Here is a 17,379-nt window from a genome sequence, read left to right on the forward strand (position 1 = left end):
GCAACTAGAACGCCACTCTATAGGCGTAGCGAGACCTTTGTGAATTACCAAATCATTACCGATACCCAACAACTAAACTCTATCTGCCAGCAAGCACGCCAGGTGGATGTAGTGATGCTCGATACCGAGTTTGTCAGAACGCGCACCTTCTACCCGCAGCTAGGGCTGATACAACTGTTCGATGGCGAGCAGCTCTCATTAATCGATCCAACCGTGATTGATGACATGAGTGAGTTTGTGGCTCTGCTCAAAGACAGCTCGGTGCTGAAAGTGCTCCACGCCTGTGGTGAAGATTTAGAAGTGTTTAACAATAGCTTCGATTGCTTGCCGTTTCCCATGGTAGACACGCAAGTGATGGCGGCGTTTCTCGGCCATGGCCTGTCAACCGGCTTTGCTGCCCTGGTTGATCACTACTTAGGTGTAGAGCTCGATAAAAGTGAATCACGCACCGATTGGTTAGCTCGTCCACTCTCAGATAAGCAACTCGACTACGCGGCGGCAGACGTGTTCTACCTCTTGCCACTGTATGAAAAACTGCTTGATGCAGTGACTCAAGCAGGCTGGTGGGACGCAGCGCAGCAGGAGAGCGAAATGCTGGCCGCAAAGCGAATCAAAAGTATCGATCCAGCTAACGCTTATTTAGACATCAAGGGCGCATGGCAACTGAAACCTAAAGAGCTGGCCATATTGAAGCCTCTGGCCACTTGGCGTTATAAAGAAGCGCTGCGTCGTGACTTAGCGTTAAACTTTGTGTTTAAAGAAAATGATTTGCTCAACGTCGCGAGACTGGGTTTGCAAAACAAGCAGCGTATGGAGCAAGAAGGCATGGACCCAAGATCCGTGCAACGTCATGCTACGCGACTCATTTCGTTGGTGAAAGAAGCCAAAATGACGCCAGTCGACGAGTACCCAGAGAAAATTGAACGTTTGATGGATTTACCAGGCTACAAGCAGGTGTTTAAACGTCTAAAGGATGAAGTTAAACACGCTGGACAAAGCTCAGGTCTGGCGACTGAATTCATTGCCTCGAAAAAACAGCTCAATCAGATCATCACTTGGGTGTGGAAAAAAGACCGAGATCCTGCGGCCTTACCGGACGTGATGCAAGGATGGCGTAAGTCCTTAGTGGGCGAAAAGTTGAATCAACTGATGTAATCATCGCGGTTAATAAAAAGGGCTTCCAAGTGGAAGCCCTTACTGTTTCTGTGCTATCGATAAAAGCGAACCGTTAGCCTGCTAAGACGTCGGTGGCCACCTTGTAGCTTGGGTCTTCTTTGACATTGATTTCCACTAAGCTACCGGCTTTATGTAGCAGCTTACGGCAGTCTGGACTGAGATGGCGCAGGTGCAATGTCTTACCGACGGTCGCGTAGCGATCCGCCAAGGTTTCAATGGCCTCAATCGCTGAGTGGTCAGTGACGCGAGAGTCGGCAAAATCGACGATCACATCACTTGGATCATCTTGTGCGTTAAACAACTCGAGGAAGTTGGCGGTAGAGCCAAAAAACACCGGACCATGAATCTTGTACTCTTTTGACCCCTCGTCATTGATGCGCGTATCAGCATAAATGTGTTTGGCGTGCTGCCATGCAAACATTAAGGCAGAAGCGATCACACCGACCGCAACGGCGACGGCCAGGTCAGTTAATACCGTGACCACAGTGACGAGAACAATCACGAAGAAATCTTGTTTTGGTACGCGGCGTGCTAGTTTGAAGGTTGCCCATTCAAAGGTACCGATCACAACCATAAACATGACGCCAACCAGAGCCGCCAGCGGAATCATCTCAATCAGAGCCGACGCAAATAAAATAAACATCAGCAAGGCAACCGCAGCAACAATACCGGAAAGGCGGCCACGACCACCCGAATTGACGTTAATCATCGATTGACCAATCATGGCACAACCACCCATCGCGCCAAAGACGGAGCAAGTCATGTTCGCCATACCTTGGCCGATACATTCGCGGTTAGATTGACCGCGAGTATTGGTCATTTCATCGAGAACCGTCAGGGTTAATAGTGATTCGATCAGGCCAATCGCCGCTAAAATGATGGCGTAGGGTAGGATGATTTGCAGCGTCTCAAGGGTAAACGGCACCATAGGGATGGAGAAGGTGGGCAGTGAGCCCGCCAGTGTCGCAGCATCATCACCAGACATGGTACGAAGAAAGTCAACCACGGTACGTGTTTCGAGGTCTAAACCCACCACCAAAGCGGTGACGGTCACGATGGCCACGAGCGAAGAGGGCACTGCTGTAGTGATTTTAGGCAAGAAATGGATGATGGCCATGGTCAGCGCAACTAAGCCCAACATCAGCATCATTTGACCTTGTGGTAGCCAAGTCAGCATACCGTTGATATCCGGGGCTTTAAATTGGCCTAACTGAGCGAGGAAGATAACGATCGCCAATCCATTCACAAAGCCGATCATCACAGGGTGAGGTACGATGCGAATAAATTTACCTAGCTTAAAGATACCCGCGGCGACTTGTAAGATGCCGGCAAGCATGATGGCAGCGAATAAATACTGTACGCCATGACTGGCAACCAGTGAAACCATAACCACGGCCATGGCACCCGTCGCGCCTGAAATCATACCTGGACGACCGCCAAAAATGGACGTAATTAAACCAACAATAAAGGCGGCGTACAGGCCAACCATAGGGTCAACGCCGGCGACAAACGCGAAAGCGACGGCTTCTGGGACTAAAGCCAGGGCGACCGTTAGGCCAGAGAGCACATCGTTTTTCACCGAGTGCTTAGAAAATTGAGGAAATTCAAACATACTTATTTTGTTCTGCTCATGAGTTAGGCCTAGTCTGAATGACGTCATAGTGCGCAAAATGCGATGATACTTTTGATATGGGTATCGAAAGGGTTGCTAAAACGTTAATTCAGTTCGTGACCGCGAATGCTACCTAAAAGTGTGATTAAGTTCAATAATGACTAGAGTGTAGCATGTGGTGTGTGACACAGTGAGGGTGTATCACAGAGAAAAAACAGCCCCAAAAAGGGGCTGTCTTACTGAGGGATTAAGGTTGTATTAGTAACCTTGTGGCTTTGCCATCGCTGCGCTTGCCTGGTTGCGCGCGACTTGACTGCCGGCTCCTTTAGGCTGATAGCGCTCTTGACGAAGAGGCGCGGCGACCACTGAAATCTCTTTCATTTCATCGCTGCCAGGGGCTTTAGCCATCGGCGCAGAAGCAAATCCTTTCAGAGGAGAAGCCTTCGCTGGCTTAACTACTTTCGGTTCCGGTTTGACTTCTGCCTGTTCAACTACGGGTTCAACAGCTGGGGTCACTAGCTCAGAGACGTCCGCTGGCGCTGATTCCGTCGCGACGGTCTCTTCAACCACCTTGTCTGCAACGGCTTCAACTGGCGCTGGAGCCTCTACCGTTTCGGCTTTGACCGCTTTAGGTGCTTCAGGAGTGACGTTCACCACTTCGGCTTCCACTGGTGAAGGCACGGTCTCAGCTTGAGCCTGGACAGGTTGCTCGCGACGAATGATCACTTTACCCATTGCCATTTCTGGGCAGGCAAATCCACCAAGGGTCACTGTTACCTCTGTGGTCTCTTTTTCCACTTTAGGCTTCGCAGTTGGTTTAGTAATGCCGTAGCTTGGCATCACTTTACCCATCGCCATTTCTGGTGACGCGACACCGCCTTTGCGCAAACGGAACGGGTTAGGGCGACGATCACGTCCACGACGACGACGCTGACCACTTGCACGTAAGTGACGCGGTGAGCGGCGGTTGCGGCGCTGCTTAGGCTGTTCAGCTTGTTCATTCGCTGTGTCGTTCGTCTGTTCAACGGACTCAACAACCGCCTCAGCTTTTGCTTCTTGAGCATTGGCATCGGCTTGGGCCTGAGCTTGTTGATCTTTCACGCGAACCTGTTTGGTGAGTTTGCGGCGCTGGCGACGCTCTTTCACTTTTTCAGTTTTCTCTTCACGCGCTTTGGTAGGCTCAGTTTGCTGGGCATCAGCGGCAAGCTTCAATCCTTCTTCCGCAACTTTCGCATTGCCTTTTGTGGCATCATCGCGCTTGGTATTGCGGCGATCTTGCTTTGGCTTGCGGTTCTGGCTCTTACGCTCAGTGGTCGCGTTGCTTTCTGTTGCTTCGACTTCATCGCGATTGTTATTGCGACGCTTGTCATCACGGTTGCTATTGCGACGGCGGTCATCACGGTTGCTATTGCGACGGCGGTCATCACGGTTATCGCGTTTGTCATCACGATTGTTGTTACGACGGCGATTGTCATTACGACCACGACGGTTGCGATTGTTGTTACTCGCGTTGTCTTTCTTCTCGCTTTCGACTGGTTTTTCTTCTTTCTTCTCTGCTTCGCTATTAGAACCAAACAAGAAGCCAGCCAGTGCTTTAAACAGGCGAGCAACGACGCCAGGTTGAGCCGGAGTCTCTTCAACCGGTTTCTCTACCGCTTTTGGCGCAGCAGGTGGTGGCGTTGGTGCAGATGGTGTTGCCGAGGCAAATCCTTTAAGAGCAGGCTCTTCGATTTTCTTCGGTTTCACTTCTGTTTCTGCAACATCACGGCTTTCTGCTTCCTTCATCGCTTCCAATTTTTGTGGTAGCAAATAAGAGAGCAGATCAAACTCTTCACCTTCACGTACACGAATCACATCGAAGTGAGGGGTTTCCATGTCAGAGTTCGGTACCACGGTAATTTTAACTTCTTGAATGCGTTCGATGTGGTTAACCGAGCGACGTTTTTCATTCAACAAGTAAGAAGCGATAGGTACAGGAACTACAGCCAACACTTGGGCAGTGTTGTCTTTTAGTGCTTCTTCTTCAATCAAGCGCAATACTGACAGGGCGAGTGATTCGTTATCACGCACCACGCCTGTACCGCTACAGCGAGGACAAATATGGTGGCTTGCTTCTGCAAGCGACGGGCTTAGGCGTTGACGAGACATTTCTAGCAAGCCAAAGCGAGAGATACGACCAATTTGCACGCGCGCTCTGTCCATACGAACCGCGTCACGAAGGCGGTTTTCAACTTCACGCTGGTGACGCACCGGTGTCATGTCGATGAAGTCGATAACGACCAGGCCACCCAAATCACGTAAACGCAATTGGCGTGCGATCTCATCCGCCGCTTCTAGGTTAGTATTGAGCGCTGTCTCTTCAATGTCGCCGCCTTTGGTGGCGCGTGCCGAGTTGATATCGATAGACGTCAACGCTTCCGTTGGGTCAATAACGATAGAACCGCCTGAAGGCAGGCGCACTTCGCGTTGGAAGGCAGATTCTATCTGGCTTTCAATTTGGTAGTGGCTAAACAGTGGCACTTCACCATCGTACTTTTTCACACGATTGACAAAGTCAGGACGCACCAAACGGATGTGCTCAAGTGCACGTTCGTAAATGGTGTTGCTGTCGATCAGGATTTCACCAATATCGCGGCGCAAATAGTCACGAATCGCTCGGACAATCACGTTACTTTCTTGGTGAATCAAGAACGGTGCTGGATTCGCATCAGAGGCTTGTTTGATCGCACCCCAATGGTTAAGCAGAACGTTCAAGTCCCACTTCAGCTCTTCAGCACTTTTGCCCACACCGGCGGTGCGAACAATCAGTCCCATGCCTTGCGGGAGCTCAAGCGTGCTCAATGCCGCTTTGAGTTCAGTACGCTCGTCGCCTTCAATGCGTCGAGAAATACCACCCGCGCGTGGGTTGTTTGGCATTAATACAAGGTAACTACCCGCAAGAGAGATAAAGGTGGTTAAGGCTGCGCCTTTACTACCACGCTCTTCTTTCTCTACCTGCACGATCACTTCTTGGCCTTCCTTTAGCACTTCTTTAATGCTTGGACGACCTTGATAGGTGTAACCGTTAGGGAAGTATTCGCGGGCAATTTCTTTGAGAGGGAGGAAACCGTGTCTTTCTGCACCGTAGTCAACGAAGGCGGCCTCTAGACTAGGTTCGATGCGGGTGATACGTCCTTTGTAGATATTTGCTTTCTTTGATTCATGTCCTGGACTTTCGATATCTAGATCATACAGTCGCTGGCCATCAACCAGTGCAACACGCAACTCTTCTTTTTGAGTTGCGTTAATTAACATTCTTTTCATTGATAAATCTCGTTGTCATTCTTTTGTATATTGTTGCCTTTTTTCTCTATCACGGTGCCTGATCCCATGGCTTATGTCGTTGCAGCCTCCCGGCTGGAGGGATGCTCTCAGGGCACTTCAGTCTTACACGCGCTGGCGTGTAAGCCGCTATCATTAGCGGTCGATACTCAAACATGATGGAGCAGTAAGCAGGGCAACAATTTTACTAATGTCGAAAATGTCTTACGCCGTATGCTGCATTTTGCTAAATTAGCGGGCTACTTACCGTCTTGCGCTAAGATGATTGGGTTTGTGTAAAATGCAACCAAATCATTTATTGCAGGTGTGAACTATAGCAGTACCCAGTAAACACAGCAATCTGCTTTATAATAAAACGCTAAAAAATCAAATTTTGTTTTTTATAAAACCTTGTATTTAAAGTTATTAGTTTGGTTTTAATACAGATTTGCAAATGCCACGGTTAAAAAGTATCCGTAGCAGAACTGAGACTCATTGTTTGAGATAAAACCGCGTTTAAATTACAGAGGAAATGTGATTTCAAGCACGGTTATGAGAGTGTTAGAATAGCCCGATGAGCGAAATTAGAACGAAAGTCCAATTCGTCGATATAGATGACGACATGGCTGGTCAGCGTATTGATAACTTTTTGCGCAACCAACTCAAAAGCCTGCCGAAAAGTGTGGTTTACCGCATTTTGCGCAAAGGCGAAGTACGAGTGAACAAAAAACGCGTCAAAGCTGAGTACAAACTGCAAGCGGGTGACTTGGTTCGAATTCCGCCGGTGACGGTCGAAGAAAAAACCGAAGACATTGCCCCAAGCACAAAGCTGAGTAAGGTGGCGGAGCTAGAGCAGATGATCATTTTCGAAGATGATCACTTACTCATTCTCAATAAACCCTCGGGTACCGCAGTCCATGGTGGCAGTGGCTTGAAGTTCGGTGCGATTGAAGCGTTGAGAGCATTGAGGCCCCAAGCTCGATTTTTGGAATTGGTGCACCGTATCGACCGTGACACATCTGGGATTTTACTTGTGGCTAAAAAACGGTCAGCACTGCGTCACCTGCAAGCGCAATTTAGAGAGAAAACCGTCAAAAAGCGTTACTTTGCTCTCGTGATGGGGAAATGGAAGCGCAGTTGCAAAGTGGTCAATGCGCCACTGTTGAAAAACGAAGTAAACAGCATTGTGCGCGTCAACCCCAATGGCAAAGCGTCTGAGACGCGCTTTAAAATAATCGAAGAGTTTGAACAGGCTACCTTAATTCAGGCCAGTCCAATTACAGGGCGCACTCACCAGATCCGTGTGCACACCCAATATGCAGGTCATCCTATCGCATGGGATGACCGATATGGAGATCGCCGGTTTGATGCCTATACCGGGCAAGTCGGTTTGGATCGCCTGTTTTTACATGCGGCGACGATCCAATTTGTCCATCCGCAGACGCAAGATTGGATGGAGATCAGCGCGCCGATGGAGCCAAAGCTTGAAAAGGCGTTAGCCGGGCTAAGGTCCTAACCCCAGTGGTTCCTGCGTGTGATGAGTAACAAGAGTGCGTGTCAGTCTAAAGGACGGATACGCCCTCTTGCTCAAGCATATCAACCAAATCAATCAAGGGTAATCCGACCAAGGTGTTGGGGTCCTTGCCTTCTAAGCGCTCAAACAGCGCAATACCTAACCCTTCACTTTTAAAGCTCCCTGCGCAATAAAAGGGTTGCTCTTTATCGACATAGTGCTCAATTTGCTGCTCGGTCAGCGTGCGAAAATGGACGGTAAACGTATCGACGCGGGTGTGCAGCGCTTGGGTGGCACTGTTGAATAAGGCAACGCCGGTGTAAAAACAGATCGCACGGCCGCTTTGCCGACGCAATTGTTCAATGGCGCGCTCACGTGTATGGGGCTTACCAACAATTTCGCCGTCAATCACACACACTTGATCGCTACCGATGACAAGGCTCGGCTGCGATAGTGAACAACCTTGCGCTTTACCCACTGCGAGACGTTCCACTAACGCTTGAGGTGATTCGTTTCTTAGTGGCGTTTCGTCACAGTCTGGTGCGATGGCGCTAAACGTGAGACCGAGTTTTTCCAACAATAGTTTACGGTAAGGAGAGGTGGACGCTAAGACGAGTGGGTAAGAGTACATTTTAAATCATCAGTGTTTTGTTTGATTTAGGTGAGCTTAAAGGATCTTTTTGCTAAGATCATTGCCCTGGTGGAGCAAAGGAAAAAAAGTCCAACTTTTTCTCCTTTTTCTTTGACTCAAAATGAATTGGAAGATAGAATTCGCGCCCTATGCAAAAGGTAAAAATACCGCGAACGGTTGATCCCGCAAGAGCGGCTCAAAAGCGTCTTGATTATGATGGTATCATTCAAGAAAGTCTTTTTAAGCGCTTAAGCGAATCGGTCGAAGGCGTTAAACGCGACGCTCAAGTGTCATTGTCATTTGAGTTGGATGAACAGCGACTTGTTGTTATCTCTGGTAAAGCTAACATCAAAGTCGATTTAGAGTGTCAACGCTGTAATGAGGTTTTCGCACATGAGTGCGAAGTCGAATTCACTTACACGCCATACTATAGCGAGAAGAGTGAAGAAGACGCACCGGAAGAGTACGATTTGGTAGATCTGAACGAGTACGGTGAAGTCGACCTAATACAGTTAGTTGAAGACGAGTTCATTCTCAACTTGCCTCAAGTAGCAATGCATGATGAAGCGGATTGTAGCGTTGATTCAGATAACATGGTGTTTGGTGACCTTCCAGAAGAGGTAGTGGAAGAGAAGCCGAATCCATTCGATGTTTTGAAAAGCTTAAAGCGTTAACTTTTTAGTAAGCAAGACACTTTAAGAACTAACATAGGAGTAGGGTCAATGGCCGTACAAAAAAACCGTAAAACACGTTCTAAGCGTGGTATGCGTCGTTCACACGATGCCCTAACTACAGCTGCACTTTCTGTTGACGCAACTTCAGGTGAAACTCACCTACGTCACAACGTGACTGCTGAAGGTTACTACCGCGGCAAGAAGGTTATCAACAAGTAAGGTTGACCTTTGCAAAATATAACCGTTGCACTTGATGCAATGGGCGGGGATTTCGGTCCTCGCGTTACAGTGCCTGCCGCCGTGCAGGCACTGTCGCATTTCCCAGAGCTAAAAGTGATCATCTTGGGTGATCAGCACATGATCACAACCCAACTCTCCCAACTTGGTGTTCAGTCCAACGCACGGTTACGCGTTGTGCACAGTGACCGAGTCATTTCTAACTCAGAAAAACCTTCTCTAGCGCTGCGCAATAGTGCGAATACGTCCATGGCGATGGCAATCGATGCGGTATCCAACGCTGAAGCGGATGCGTGTGTCAGCGGTGGCAACACCGGCGCGTTAATGGCATTGTCACGCTTCAAGCTTAAGCTTTTACCGGGTATTGAACGTCCTGCGTTAATTTCTGCGTTGCCAACGGCATCCGGCGGTAAAACCTGGATGTTGGATTTAGGTGCCAATGTCTCGAGTGACGCCGATTCGCTGTTTCAATTTGCGGTGATGGGCAGTGCGTTAGTCGAACAATACTTGGGTAAACCGCCACGAGTCGCTATTCTCAATATCGGCGCTGAAGAGATCAAAGGTAATGATCTTGTTAAACGCTGCGCTGAAATGCTTTCTCAGACTCAGTCGGTCAATTTTGTCGGCTATATTGAAGGCAACCAATTGTTACGCGATGCCGCGGATGTTGTCGTTTGTGATGGTTTTGTGGGCAATATCTGCCTCAAAACCTGTGAAGGGACAGCGCAACTCTTTATCGATAAGTTGAAATCACACATGATGGCCTCATCTATAAAGGGTTGGATTGCAAGAAAATTATTTTCTGGCTTATTTAATGAGCTAAAAACCCTGAACCCCGACCAGTATAACGGCGCAAGTTTGCTAGGATTGCGCGGCATTGTCATAAAAAGCCATGGAAGTGCTGATGTAGACGCGGTCATCAATGCCATTGGTGAAGCACTACACGAGGTCAAACGACAAGTACCAAGCCGTATTAGTGATCGTTTGGAAACGGTTCTGTTCGATCAGCAACCCCAAGAGAGGCATTACTAGTCTTCATGTATAGCAAAATTTTAGGTACTGGCAGCTACCTGCCATCTCAGGTGCGTTCAAACGCAGACTTAGAGAAAATGGTAGATACAAGTGATGAGTGGATTGTTGCTCGCACGGGTATTAAAGAGCGTCGTATTGCTGCGGAAAATGAAACCGTTGCAGATATGGGTTACCAAGCGGCGAAAAATGCTATCGAGATGGCAGGCATTGACAAGAACGACATCGACATGATTCTTGTTGCGACCACCAGTGGTTCACATGCATTTCCATCAGCGGCCTGTCAGGTGCAAGCTTTGCTTGGCATTAAACACTGCCCAGCGTTTGACATGGCTGCGGCGTGTTCCGGCTTTGTTTACGCACTGTCGGTGGCCGATCAGTACATCAAAACCGGTCATTGCAAACACATCTTGGTGATCGGCGCTGATGCGTTATCCAAAACCTGTGACCCGAGTGATCGCTCGACCGTGATCTTGTTTGGTGATGCCGCTGGTGCGGTTATCGTAGGCGCGAGTGATGAGCCGGGTATTTTGTCGACCACCATTAATGCCGACGGTCGCTTTGGCGATCTACTGAGCTTGAAATACCCTAATCGCCGTGAAGAAATCAGCAGTGACTTTGAGCACAGTGATGACATCAATAGCTGGTTGCACATGGCGGGTAATGAAGTCTTCAAAGTGGCGGTGACTCAGTTGTCTCGCCTCGTGACGGAAACTCTCAAGCAAAACGGCATGGATAAAACCGAGCTGGATTGGTTGGTGCCACATCAGGCGAACCTTCGCATTATTTCTGCGACCGCGAAGAAGTTGGCGATGTCGATGGATCAAGTCGTGGTCACACTGGATAGGCACGGTAACACCTCTGCGGCGACAGTACCGACTGCACTTGATGAAGCCGTACGTGATGGGCGTATTCAGCGTGGGCAAACCTTGCTGCTTGAAGCCTTTGGCGGTGGCTTCACATGGGGTTCAGCCCTAGTGAAGTTTTAATCACGCAAGAATTCAAATTGAAGATGCCGCAGTGGCATCTTTTCTTTCTGACAGCAGAAAGAGCAACCGAATCAAGTCTTAAAAGAAATTGAGTTAAGGAAAAGAGTATGAGCAAGTTTGCTATCGTATTTCCAGGTCAAGGATCGCAAGCCGTTGGCATGTTGGCTGAACTTGGCGAGCAATACCCAGTAGTGAAAGCGACGTTTGCTGAGGCTTCAGAAGCACTCGGTTACGATCTTTGGGCGTTGGTGCAAGATGGGCCAGTGGAAGATCTTAACCAGACATTTCGCACCCAGCCTGCGCTGCTAGCCTCGTCGGTTGCGGTATGGCGTGTGTGGCAAGAGCTAGGACAAGAGCTGCCAGCCAACCTAGCGGGTCACAGCTTAGGTGAGTACTCTGCACTTGTGTGTGCAGGTGTGATTGATTTCCAGCAGGCGATCAAGCTGGTTGAATTGCGCGGCCGCTTAATGCAAGAAGCGGTACCAGCGGGCACGGGCGCTATGTATGCAATTATCGGTCTTGACGATGCCGCGATTGCTCAAGCGTGTGAAGACGCAGCGCAAGGCGAGGTTGTCTCTCCTGTTAACTTTAACTCGCCAGGTCAAGTTGTTATCGCCGGCAGTAAAGCGGCGGTGGAACGTGCGGGCGCCTTATGTAAAGAAGCGGGCGCAAAGCGTGCGTTGCCTTTACCTGTCTCTGTGCCTTCTCACTGCGCTCTGATGAAGCCTGCGGCGGATAAACTGGCGGTTGCACTAGAAGAGATCGAGTTCAAGACGCCGTCTTTACCCGTCATCAACAACGTGGATGTCGTGGCAGAGACCGATCCTGCGAAAATCAAAGAAGCACTGGTGCGTCAGCTTTACAGCCCGGTGCGTTGGACGGAAAGTGTTCAGCTCATGAGCGAGCAAGGCGTCGAATCACTGTTAGAATTTGGCCCAGGTAAAGTATTGACTGGCTTGACGAAACGTATTGTAAAAACGCTTAGCGGCGCAGCCGTTAACGATGTCGCTTCACTCGAAGCAGCTAAGTCATAAGCGACTCAAAGGAAACAACAAACATGATGAATCTTGAAGGTAAAATCGCACTGGTTACCGGTGCTAGCCGTGGTATCGGCCGTGCTATCGCTGAACTATTGGTTGAGCGTGGTGCGACAGTGATCGGTACTGCAACCTCTGAAGGCGGTGCGGCAGCGATCAGCGAATACCTAGGGGACAAAGGTAAAGGACTCGCGTTAAACGTCACAGACGTGAACTCCATCGAGTCAACCCTGAAAACCATTAATGACGAGTTTGGTGCGATTGACATCCTAGTGAATAACGCAGGTATCACACGTGACAACTTGCTGATGCGTATGAAAGACGATGAGTGGAACGACATCATCGATACCAACCTCACGCCGATTTTCCGTATGTCAAAAGCGGTATTGCGCGGCATGATGAAAAAGCGTCATGGCCGTATCATCAACGTAGGTTCTGTGGTTGGCACTATGGGTAACGCAGGTCAGGCTAACTACGCGGCAGCGAAAGCTGGCGTGATTGGTTTTACTAAATCAATGGCACGTGAAGTTGCGTCTCGCGGCATCACAGTGAATACTGTGGCGCCTGGCTTTATTGAGACAGACATGACCAAAGCATTGAACGACGATCAGCGTGCGGCAACACTATCGAACGTCCCAGCGGGTCGTCTTGGTGACCCACGTGAGATTGCGTCGGCAGTGGTATTTCTGGCTTCCCCAGAAGCGGCATACATCACCGGCGAAACTTTGCACGTAAATGGCGGGATGTACATGGTTTAAATTGGGCTTTAGCAAGTGAAAGTGAACTTTTACATCAAATATCACTCGAAACTTTGCTGAATCTTCAATTTGTACCCAATGTCGCCAAATTGGCTATTTAATGTCATAAAAATAGCCTATAGTCAGTGTTTATTGGCAGCGAAGTGCACAAGATTTGTGCATGATTTAAGTCAAAAATGTATTGAATTTCGGTTAAAATCGCTAAAATTGTGGTTTGACCAGCAAGGTCCCACTTGCAACTTTCAATAGTTCGAATAAACTACGGAATCATCGCATTGAGCGAAATCTGTAAAGGAAAAGAAAAAATGAGCAACATCGAAGAACGCGTAAAGAAAATCATTGTTGAACAGCTAGGTGTAGACGAAGCAGAAGTGAAAAACGAAGCTTCTTTCGTTGATGACCTAGGTGCCGATTCTCTAGACACTGTTGAACTAGTAATGGCTCTAGAAGAAGAATTCGACACTGAGATTCCAGACGAAGAAGCTGAGAAGATCACTACTGTTCAAGCTGCAATCGACTACGTAAACAGCGCTCAGTAAACCCCTCTCTCAGGCGGCCAACTGGCCGCCTGTGTTTTATCAACTCTTCTATACCTCCCATAGAATCATTTCAAACCCGGAGAATAAAATCGTGTCCAAGCGTCGTGTTGTTGTCACTGGCATGGGTATGTTGTCACCGGTAGGCAACACTGTAGAATCCTCTTGGAAAGCCCTGCTAGCTGGTCAAAGTGGTATCGTCAATATCGAGCACTTTGATACTGAAAATTTCTCAACTCGTTTTGCAGGCCTAGTCAAAGATTTTGATTGCACAGAATACATGTCAAAGAAAGATGCACGTAAGATGGACTTGTTCATCCAGTACGGTATCGCAGCGGGTATTCAGGCTCTTGATGACTCTGGCTTAGAAATTAACGAAGAAAACGCTGCACGAGTGGGCGTCGCTATCGGTTCAGGCATTGGTGGCCTTGACTTGATTGAAGCGGGTCACTCAGCATTGGTCGAGAAAGGTCCACGTAAAGTGAGTCCGTTCTTCGTCCCATCGACCATTGTTAACATGGTGGCGGGTAACTTATCAATTATGCGTGGTCTACGTGGTCCAAATATTGCGATCTCGACGGCGTGTACAACTGGTCTGCACAACATCGGCCATGCAGCGCGTATGATCGCGTATGGCGATTGCGAAGCGATGGTGGCGGGTGGCTCAGAAAAAGCGTCCACCCCACTTGGTATGGCAGGTTTTGGTGCAGCGAAAGCACTGTCTACTCGTAATGATGCGCCTCAAAAAGCCTCTCGCCCTTGGGACAAAGACCGTGACGGTTTTGTTCTTGGTGATGGCGCAGGCATGATGGTGCTAGAAGAGTACGAACACGCGAAAGCGCGTGGCGCGAAAATTTACGCTGAAGTGGTTGGCTTTGGTATGTCAGGTGACGCTTACCACATGACTTCGCCAAGTGAAGATGGCTCAGGCGGTGCATTGGCAATGGAAGCGGCCATGCGTGACGCGGGTATCGAAGGCACACAAGTTGGCTACGTGAATGCACACGGTACATCGACGCCAGCAGGCGACGTCGCGGAAGTGAAAGGCATCCGCCGTGCACTGGGTGAATCGGGCGCGAAACAAGTCAAAGTGTCATCAACCAAGTCGATGACAGGTCACTTGTTGGGTGCTGCGGGCTCAGTAGAAGCCATCATTACCGTACTCTCTTTGCGCGATCAAATTGTGCCGCCGACGATCAACCTTGATAACCCGGAAGAAGGGTTAGAGGATATCGATCTTGTGCCGCACACTGCGAAAGAAGTATCGATGGATTACGCGATTTGTAACTCATTCGGCTTTGGTGGTACAAACGGCTCGTTGGTGTTCAAAAAGATCTAAACCGTGCTACGTGTAGTCGGATGATTTGTGTTAAAACGGCTTAATGCTTCGGTATTAAGCCGTTTTGTTTTCTAAGGTGGACGGATGTTTTGGGTCAATGGACAGAGAGCGGACTCAATCGCGCTAAGTGATCGATCGTTTCAATATGGTGATGGCTGCTTTACGACCATACTGACTCGCCATGGTCAGATTGAGGGGTGGTCAGCCCATGTGTCGAGAATGGAAGCGTGCTTGCGTTTGCTGGGTATTGAGTTCCCAGATTGGCAGCAAGTGCGCCAATGGCTAGAGAAGGCGTCACTGCCTGCAGCGAAAGCCGGTCTCAAGCTGCATGTCAGCCGAGGAGAAGGTGGGCGCGGATATAGCCCTGCGCACGTCACGACACCCAATGTTACTATTAGTCACTTTCCATTTCCCGCCCATTATGAACAATGGCAACAGAATGGCGTAGCACTTGGCGTGTGCGAGCGGCGTTTAGGCCACAACCCACTCCTTGCTGGTCACAAACACAACAACCGACTTGAGCAAGTGTTGCTCAAACAAGAGTTAGACGAGCAAGGCTATGCAGATGGCTTGGCACTCGACATTGATGGCTTCGTGATAGAAACTACGATGGCGAACCTGTTTTGGTGTCGCGAAGACACGTTATTTACCCCCGACCTTACTCTTGCGGGGGTCGCGGGGACAATGAGAGAGCGCGTGCTTCAATGCGCATTGACAATGGGATTGCACATTGAAGTGGGGCAATTCACGCTCTGCGATATTGAACAGGCCGACGAGGTCTTCATCTGCAACGCTTTGTTAGGTGTCGCACCGGTCAGCGCTATTTCGCATAAAATGTTCACCATTGGACCACAAACTCGACGATTTCAGGAGAACCTTTCCTCGTGATTAAGAAAATCACCTATTTATTGATTGCTATATTGTTGATTGCTTTTGCGGGTTACCGCTACATCACTAACCAAGTGAATGAGTACGTCAATCAACCCCTATCGATGACACAAGAACGCATTTTTACCCTTAAAACCGGTACCAGCTTTCAGCGAGTGTTAAGTGACCTTACTCAGAGCGACCTTATCGAACCGAGCGATTTAACGCCGCTGGTTCGACGCTTTTATCCCGAGCTTACTCAAGTAAAAGCGGGCACCTATCTGTTGGAACCTGGCCTGACGCTACGTCAAGCGTTGCTGCTTTTTAAGTCGGGTAAAGAGCACCAGTTTTCGATCACCTTTGTTGAAGGGTCGACGTTCAAAGAGTGGCGTGAAGCGCTGTCTCAAGCGCCGCATCTGACGCATGATACGACAGAGATGACGGAAGCGGAGATTGCCCAAGCGCTAGAACTCGATGTGGAGAAGTTAGAAGGCATGTTCTTAGCCGAAACCTACCACTATACCTTCGGAGCGTCAGAGTTGGATATTCTTGAGCGAGCATCGCGTAAGCTCACTCAGGTGCTCGATTATCACTGGGCAGAACGTCAGCGTGATTTACCATTGAAATCGTCGTATGAAGCCCTCATTCTTGCTTCTATCATTGAAAAAGAGACCTCAGTGGAAGAAGAGCGAGAGCGAGTCGCGTCAGTGTTTGTTAATCGCCTCAACAAAGGTATGCGTTTGCAAACCGATCCGACGGTTATTTATGGTATGGGCGACAGCTACGACGGCAACATACGTAAGAAAGACCTTCGTACGCCCACGCCTTACAACACCTATGTCATTTTTGGTCTGCCACCTACGCCGATCGCGATGCCGGGTGAAGCCTCTATCGCAGCGGCGACCAACCCTGAGAATGGGGATTACTACTACTTTGTCGCCAGTGGAACCGGCGGTCATGTGTTTTCAAAAACATTGGCTGAGCACAACCGCGCGGTCCGAGCCTATTTAAAACAGTTAAGAAGTAAACAATGATACAAGCAAAATTTATTGTTATCGAAGGATTAGAAGGCGCGGGTAAAAGCACTGCGATTCAAGCCGTATTGACCACGTTACAAGCGGCGGGCATTACTTCGATTCAACAAACTCGCGAACCCGGTGGCACCACGTTGGCTGAAAAGTTACGTGACTTGGTCAAGCAAGAGCATGAGGGTGAAGCGCTGCAAGACATGACGGAGCTGCTGTTGATGTATGCCGCGCGTGTCCAACTGGTGGAAAATGTCATCAAGCCGGCCTTGGCAAAAGGTGAGTGGGTGGTGGGTGATCGTCATGATATGTCCTCGCAAGCCTATCAGGGTGGCGGCCGACAGATTACCGCTGAGACGATGTCTACACTCAAACAGACGACACTAGGCGACTTTAAGCCCGATTTGACCTTGTACTTAGACATTGACCCACGAGTAGGCCTTGAACGAGCGCGTGGTCGAGGTGAACTCGACAGAATTGAAAAAATGGACATGAGTTTTTTCGATCGTACTCGCGCACGCTATCTTGAGATCGCGCGCCATGATGCAACGGTTCTGATCATCAATGCTGAGCAATCTATAGAGCAAGTGGCTGCCGATATCTCTGCGGCGTTGAAAGGCTGGCTAGAGGCTCAGACTGAGCAAGGCGTCGCCTAG

16 protein-coding genes are annotated in these 17,379 nt (G+C 49.2%); 13 read left to right on the forward strand and 3 right to left on the reverse strand.

What is annotated here, in order from left to right:
* The first annotated feature begins 39 nt into the window (after window positions 1-39).
* Window positions 40-1,155, forward strand: a complete 1,116-nt coding sequence (rnd, locus tag AC6R0S_RS09390) for a ribonuclease D (protein WP_500637777.1) — start codon at window positions 40-42, stop codon at window positions 1,153-1,155.
* Between the two features lie 73 nt (window positions 1,156-1,228).
* On the opposite strand, the gene AC6R0S_RS09395 is transcribed toward rnd, so the two are convergent.
* Window positions 1,229-2,788 carry a SulP family inorganic anion transporter gene (locus tag AC6R0S_RS09395; protein WP_334552541.1) on the reverse strand — a complete coding sequence of 520 codons (1,560 nt, stop codon included), beginning with the start codon at window positions 2,786-2,788 and terminating at the stop codon, window positions 1,229-1,231.
* Window positions 2,789-3,046: 258 nt separating this feature from the next.
* Window positions 3,047-6,091, reverse strand: coding sequence for a ribonuclease E (gene rne / locus AC6R0S_RS09400; RefSeq protein ID WP_500632686.1), 3,045 nt, complete (start codon window positions 6,089-6,091; stop codon window positions 3,047-3,049).
* A gap of 571 nt (window positions 6,092-6,662) precedes the next feature.
* On the opposite strand from rne, the gene rluC reads away from it, so the two are divergent.
* Window positions 6,663-7,604, forward strand: a complete 942-nt coding sequence (gene rluC, locus AC6R0S_RS09405) for a 23S rRNA pseudouridine(955/2504/2580) synthase RluC (RefSeq protein ID WP_500637778.1) — start codon at window positions 6,663-6,665, stop codon at window positions 7,602-7,604.
* Between the two features lie 46 nt (window positions 7,605-7,650).
* Here rluC and AC6R0S_RS09410 read toward each other — a convergent pair whose 3' ends face one another.
* Entirely contained in the window at window positions 7,651-8,232 is a 582-nt protein-coding gene (locus AC6R0S_RS09410) for a Maf family protein (protein ID WP_500637779.1), read from the reverse strand.
* 149 nt (window positions 8,233-8,381) lie between these two features.
* On the opposite strand from AC6R0S_RS09410, the gene yceD reads away from it, so the two are divergent.
* The 11 genes from yceD to tmk all read left to right on the forward strand — a co-directional run bounded on the left by yceD (window position 8,382) and on the right by tmk (window position 17,379).
* Window positions 8,382-8,906: a 23S rRNA accumulation protein YceD gene (gene yceD / locus AC6R0S_RS09415; RefSeq protein ID WP_500637780.1), complete on the forward strand. Its 525-nt coding sequence runs from the start codon at window positions 8,382-8,384 to the stop codon at window positions 8,904-8,906.
* Between the two features lie 48 nt (window positions 8,907-8,954).
* Window positions 8,955-9,125, forward strand: a complete 171-nt coding sequence (gene rpmF / locus AC6R0S_RS09420; protein ID WP_014232495.1) for a 50S ribosomal protein L32 — start codon at window positions 8,955-8,957, stop codon at window positions 9,123-9,125.
* Between the two features lie 9 nt (window positions 9,126-9,134).
* Window positions 9,135-10,175 carry a phosphate acyltransferase PlsX gene (gene plsX, locus AC6R0S_RS09425; RefSeq protein WP_334552536.1) on the forward strand — a complete coding sequence of 347 codons (1,041 nt, stop codon included), beginning with the start codon at window positions 9,135-9,137 and terminating at the stop codon, window positions 10,173-10,175.
* 5 nt (window positions 10,176-10,180) lie between these two features.
* Window positions 10,181-11,161: a beta-ketoacyl-ACP synthase III gene (locus tag AC6R0S_RS09430; protein WP_334552535.1), complete on the forward strand. Its 981-nt coding sequence runs from the start codon at window positions 10,181-10,183 to the stop codon at window positions 11,159-11,161.
* Between the two features lie 107 nt (window positions 11,162-11,268).
* Window positions 11,269-12,195, forward strand: coding sequence for an ACP S-malonyltransferase (gene fabD / locus AC6R0S_RS09435; RefSeq protein WP_500626105.1), 927 nt, complete (start codon window positions 11,269-11,271; stop codon window positions 12,193-12,195).
* A 26-nt stretch (window positions 12,196-12,221) separates the two neighbouring features.
* A complete protein-coding gene (gene fabG / locus AC6R0S_RS09440) occupies window positions 12,222-12,956 on the forward strand; it encodes a 3-oxoacyl-ACP reductase FabG (RefSeq protein ID WP_334552782.1) in 735 nt (244 codons plus the stop codon).
* A 305-nt stretch (window positions 12,957-13,261) separates the two neighbouring features.
* Window positions 13,262-13,495: an acyl carrier protein gene (gene acpP, locus AC6R0S_RS09445; RefSeq protein WP_004406112.1), complete on the forward strand. Its 234-nt coding sequence runs from the start codon at window positions 13,262-13,264 to the stop codon at window positions 13,493-13,495.
* Window positions 13,496-13,586: 91 nt separating this feature from the next.
* Entirely contained in the window at window positions 13,587-14,831 is a 1,245-nt protein-coding gene (gene fabF / locus AC6R0S_RS09450) for a beta-ketoacyl-ACP synthase II (RefSeq protein WP_500637781.1), read from the forward strand.
* Between the two features lie 84 nt (window positions 14,832-14,915).
* Window positions 14,916-15,719 (forward strand): aminodeoxychorismate lyase, encoded by an 804-nt coding sequence (gene pabC / locus AC6R0S_RS09455; RefSeq protein ID WP_500637782.1) that lies wholly within the window; start codon window positions 14,916-14,918, stop codon window positions 15,717-15,719.
* Window positions 15,716-16,732, forward strand: a complete 1,017-nt coding sequence (gene mltG / locus AC6R0S_RS09460; RefSeq protein WP_334552531.1) for an endolytic transglycosylase MltG — start codon at window positions 15,716-15,718, stop codon at window positions 16,730-16,732. Before pabC ends, mltG begins: the two co-directional genes overlap by 4 nt.
* Window positions 16,729-17,379 (forward strand): dTMP kinase, encoded by a 651-nt coding sequence (gene tmk / locus AC6R0S_RS09465; protein WP_500632682.1) that lies wholly within the window; start codon window positions 16,729-16,731, stop codon window positions 17,377-17,379. Before mltG ends, tmk begins: the two co-directional genes overlap by 4 nt.

The sequence above is a fragment of the Vibrio sp. R15-SG3-ISO1B genome, from assembly GCF_059833835.1.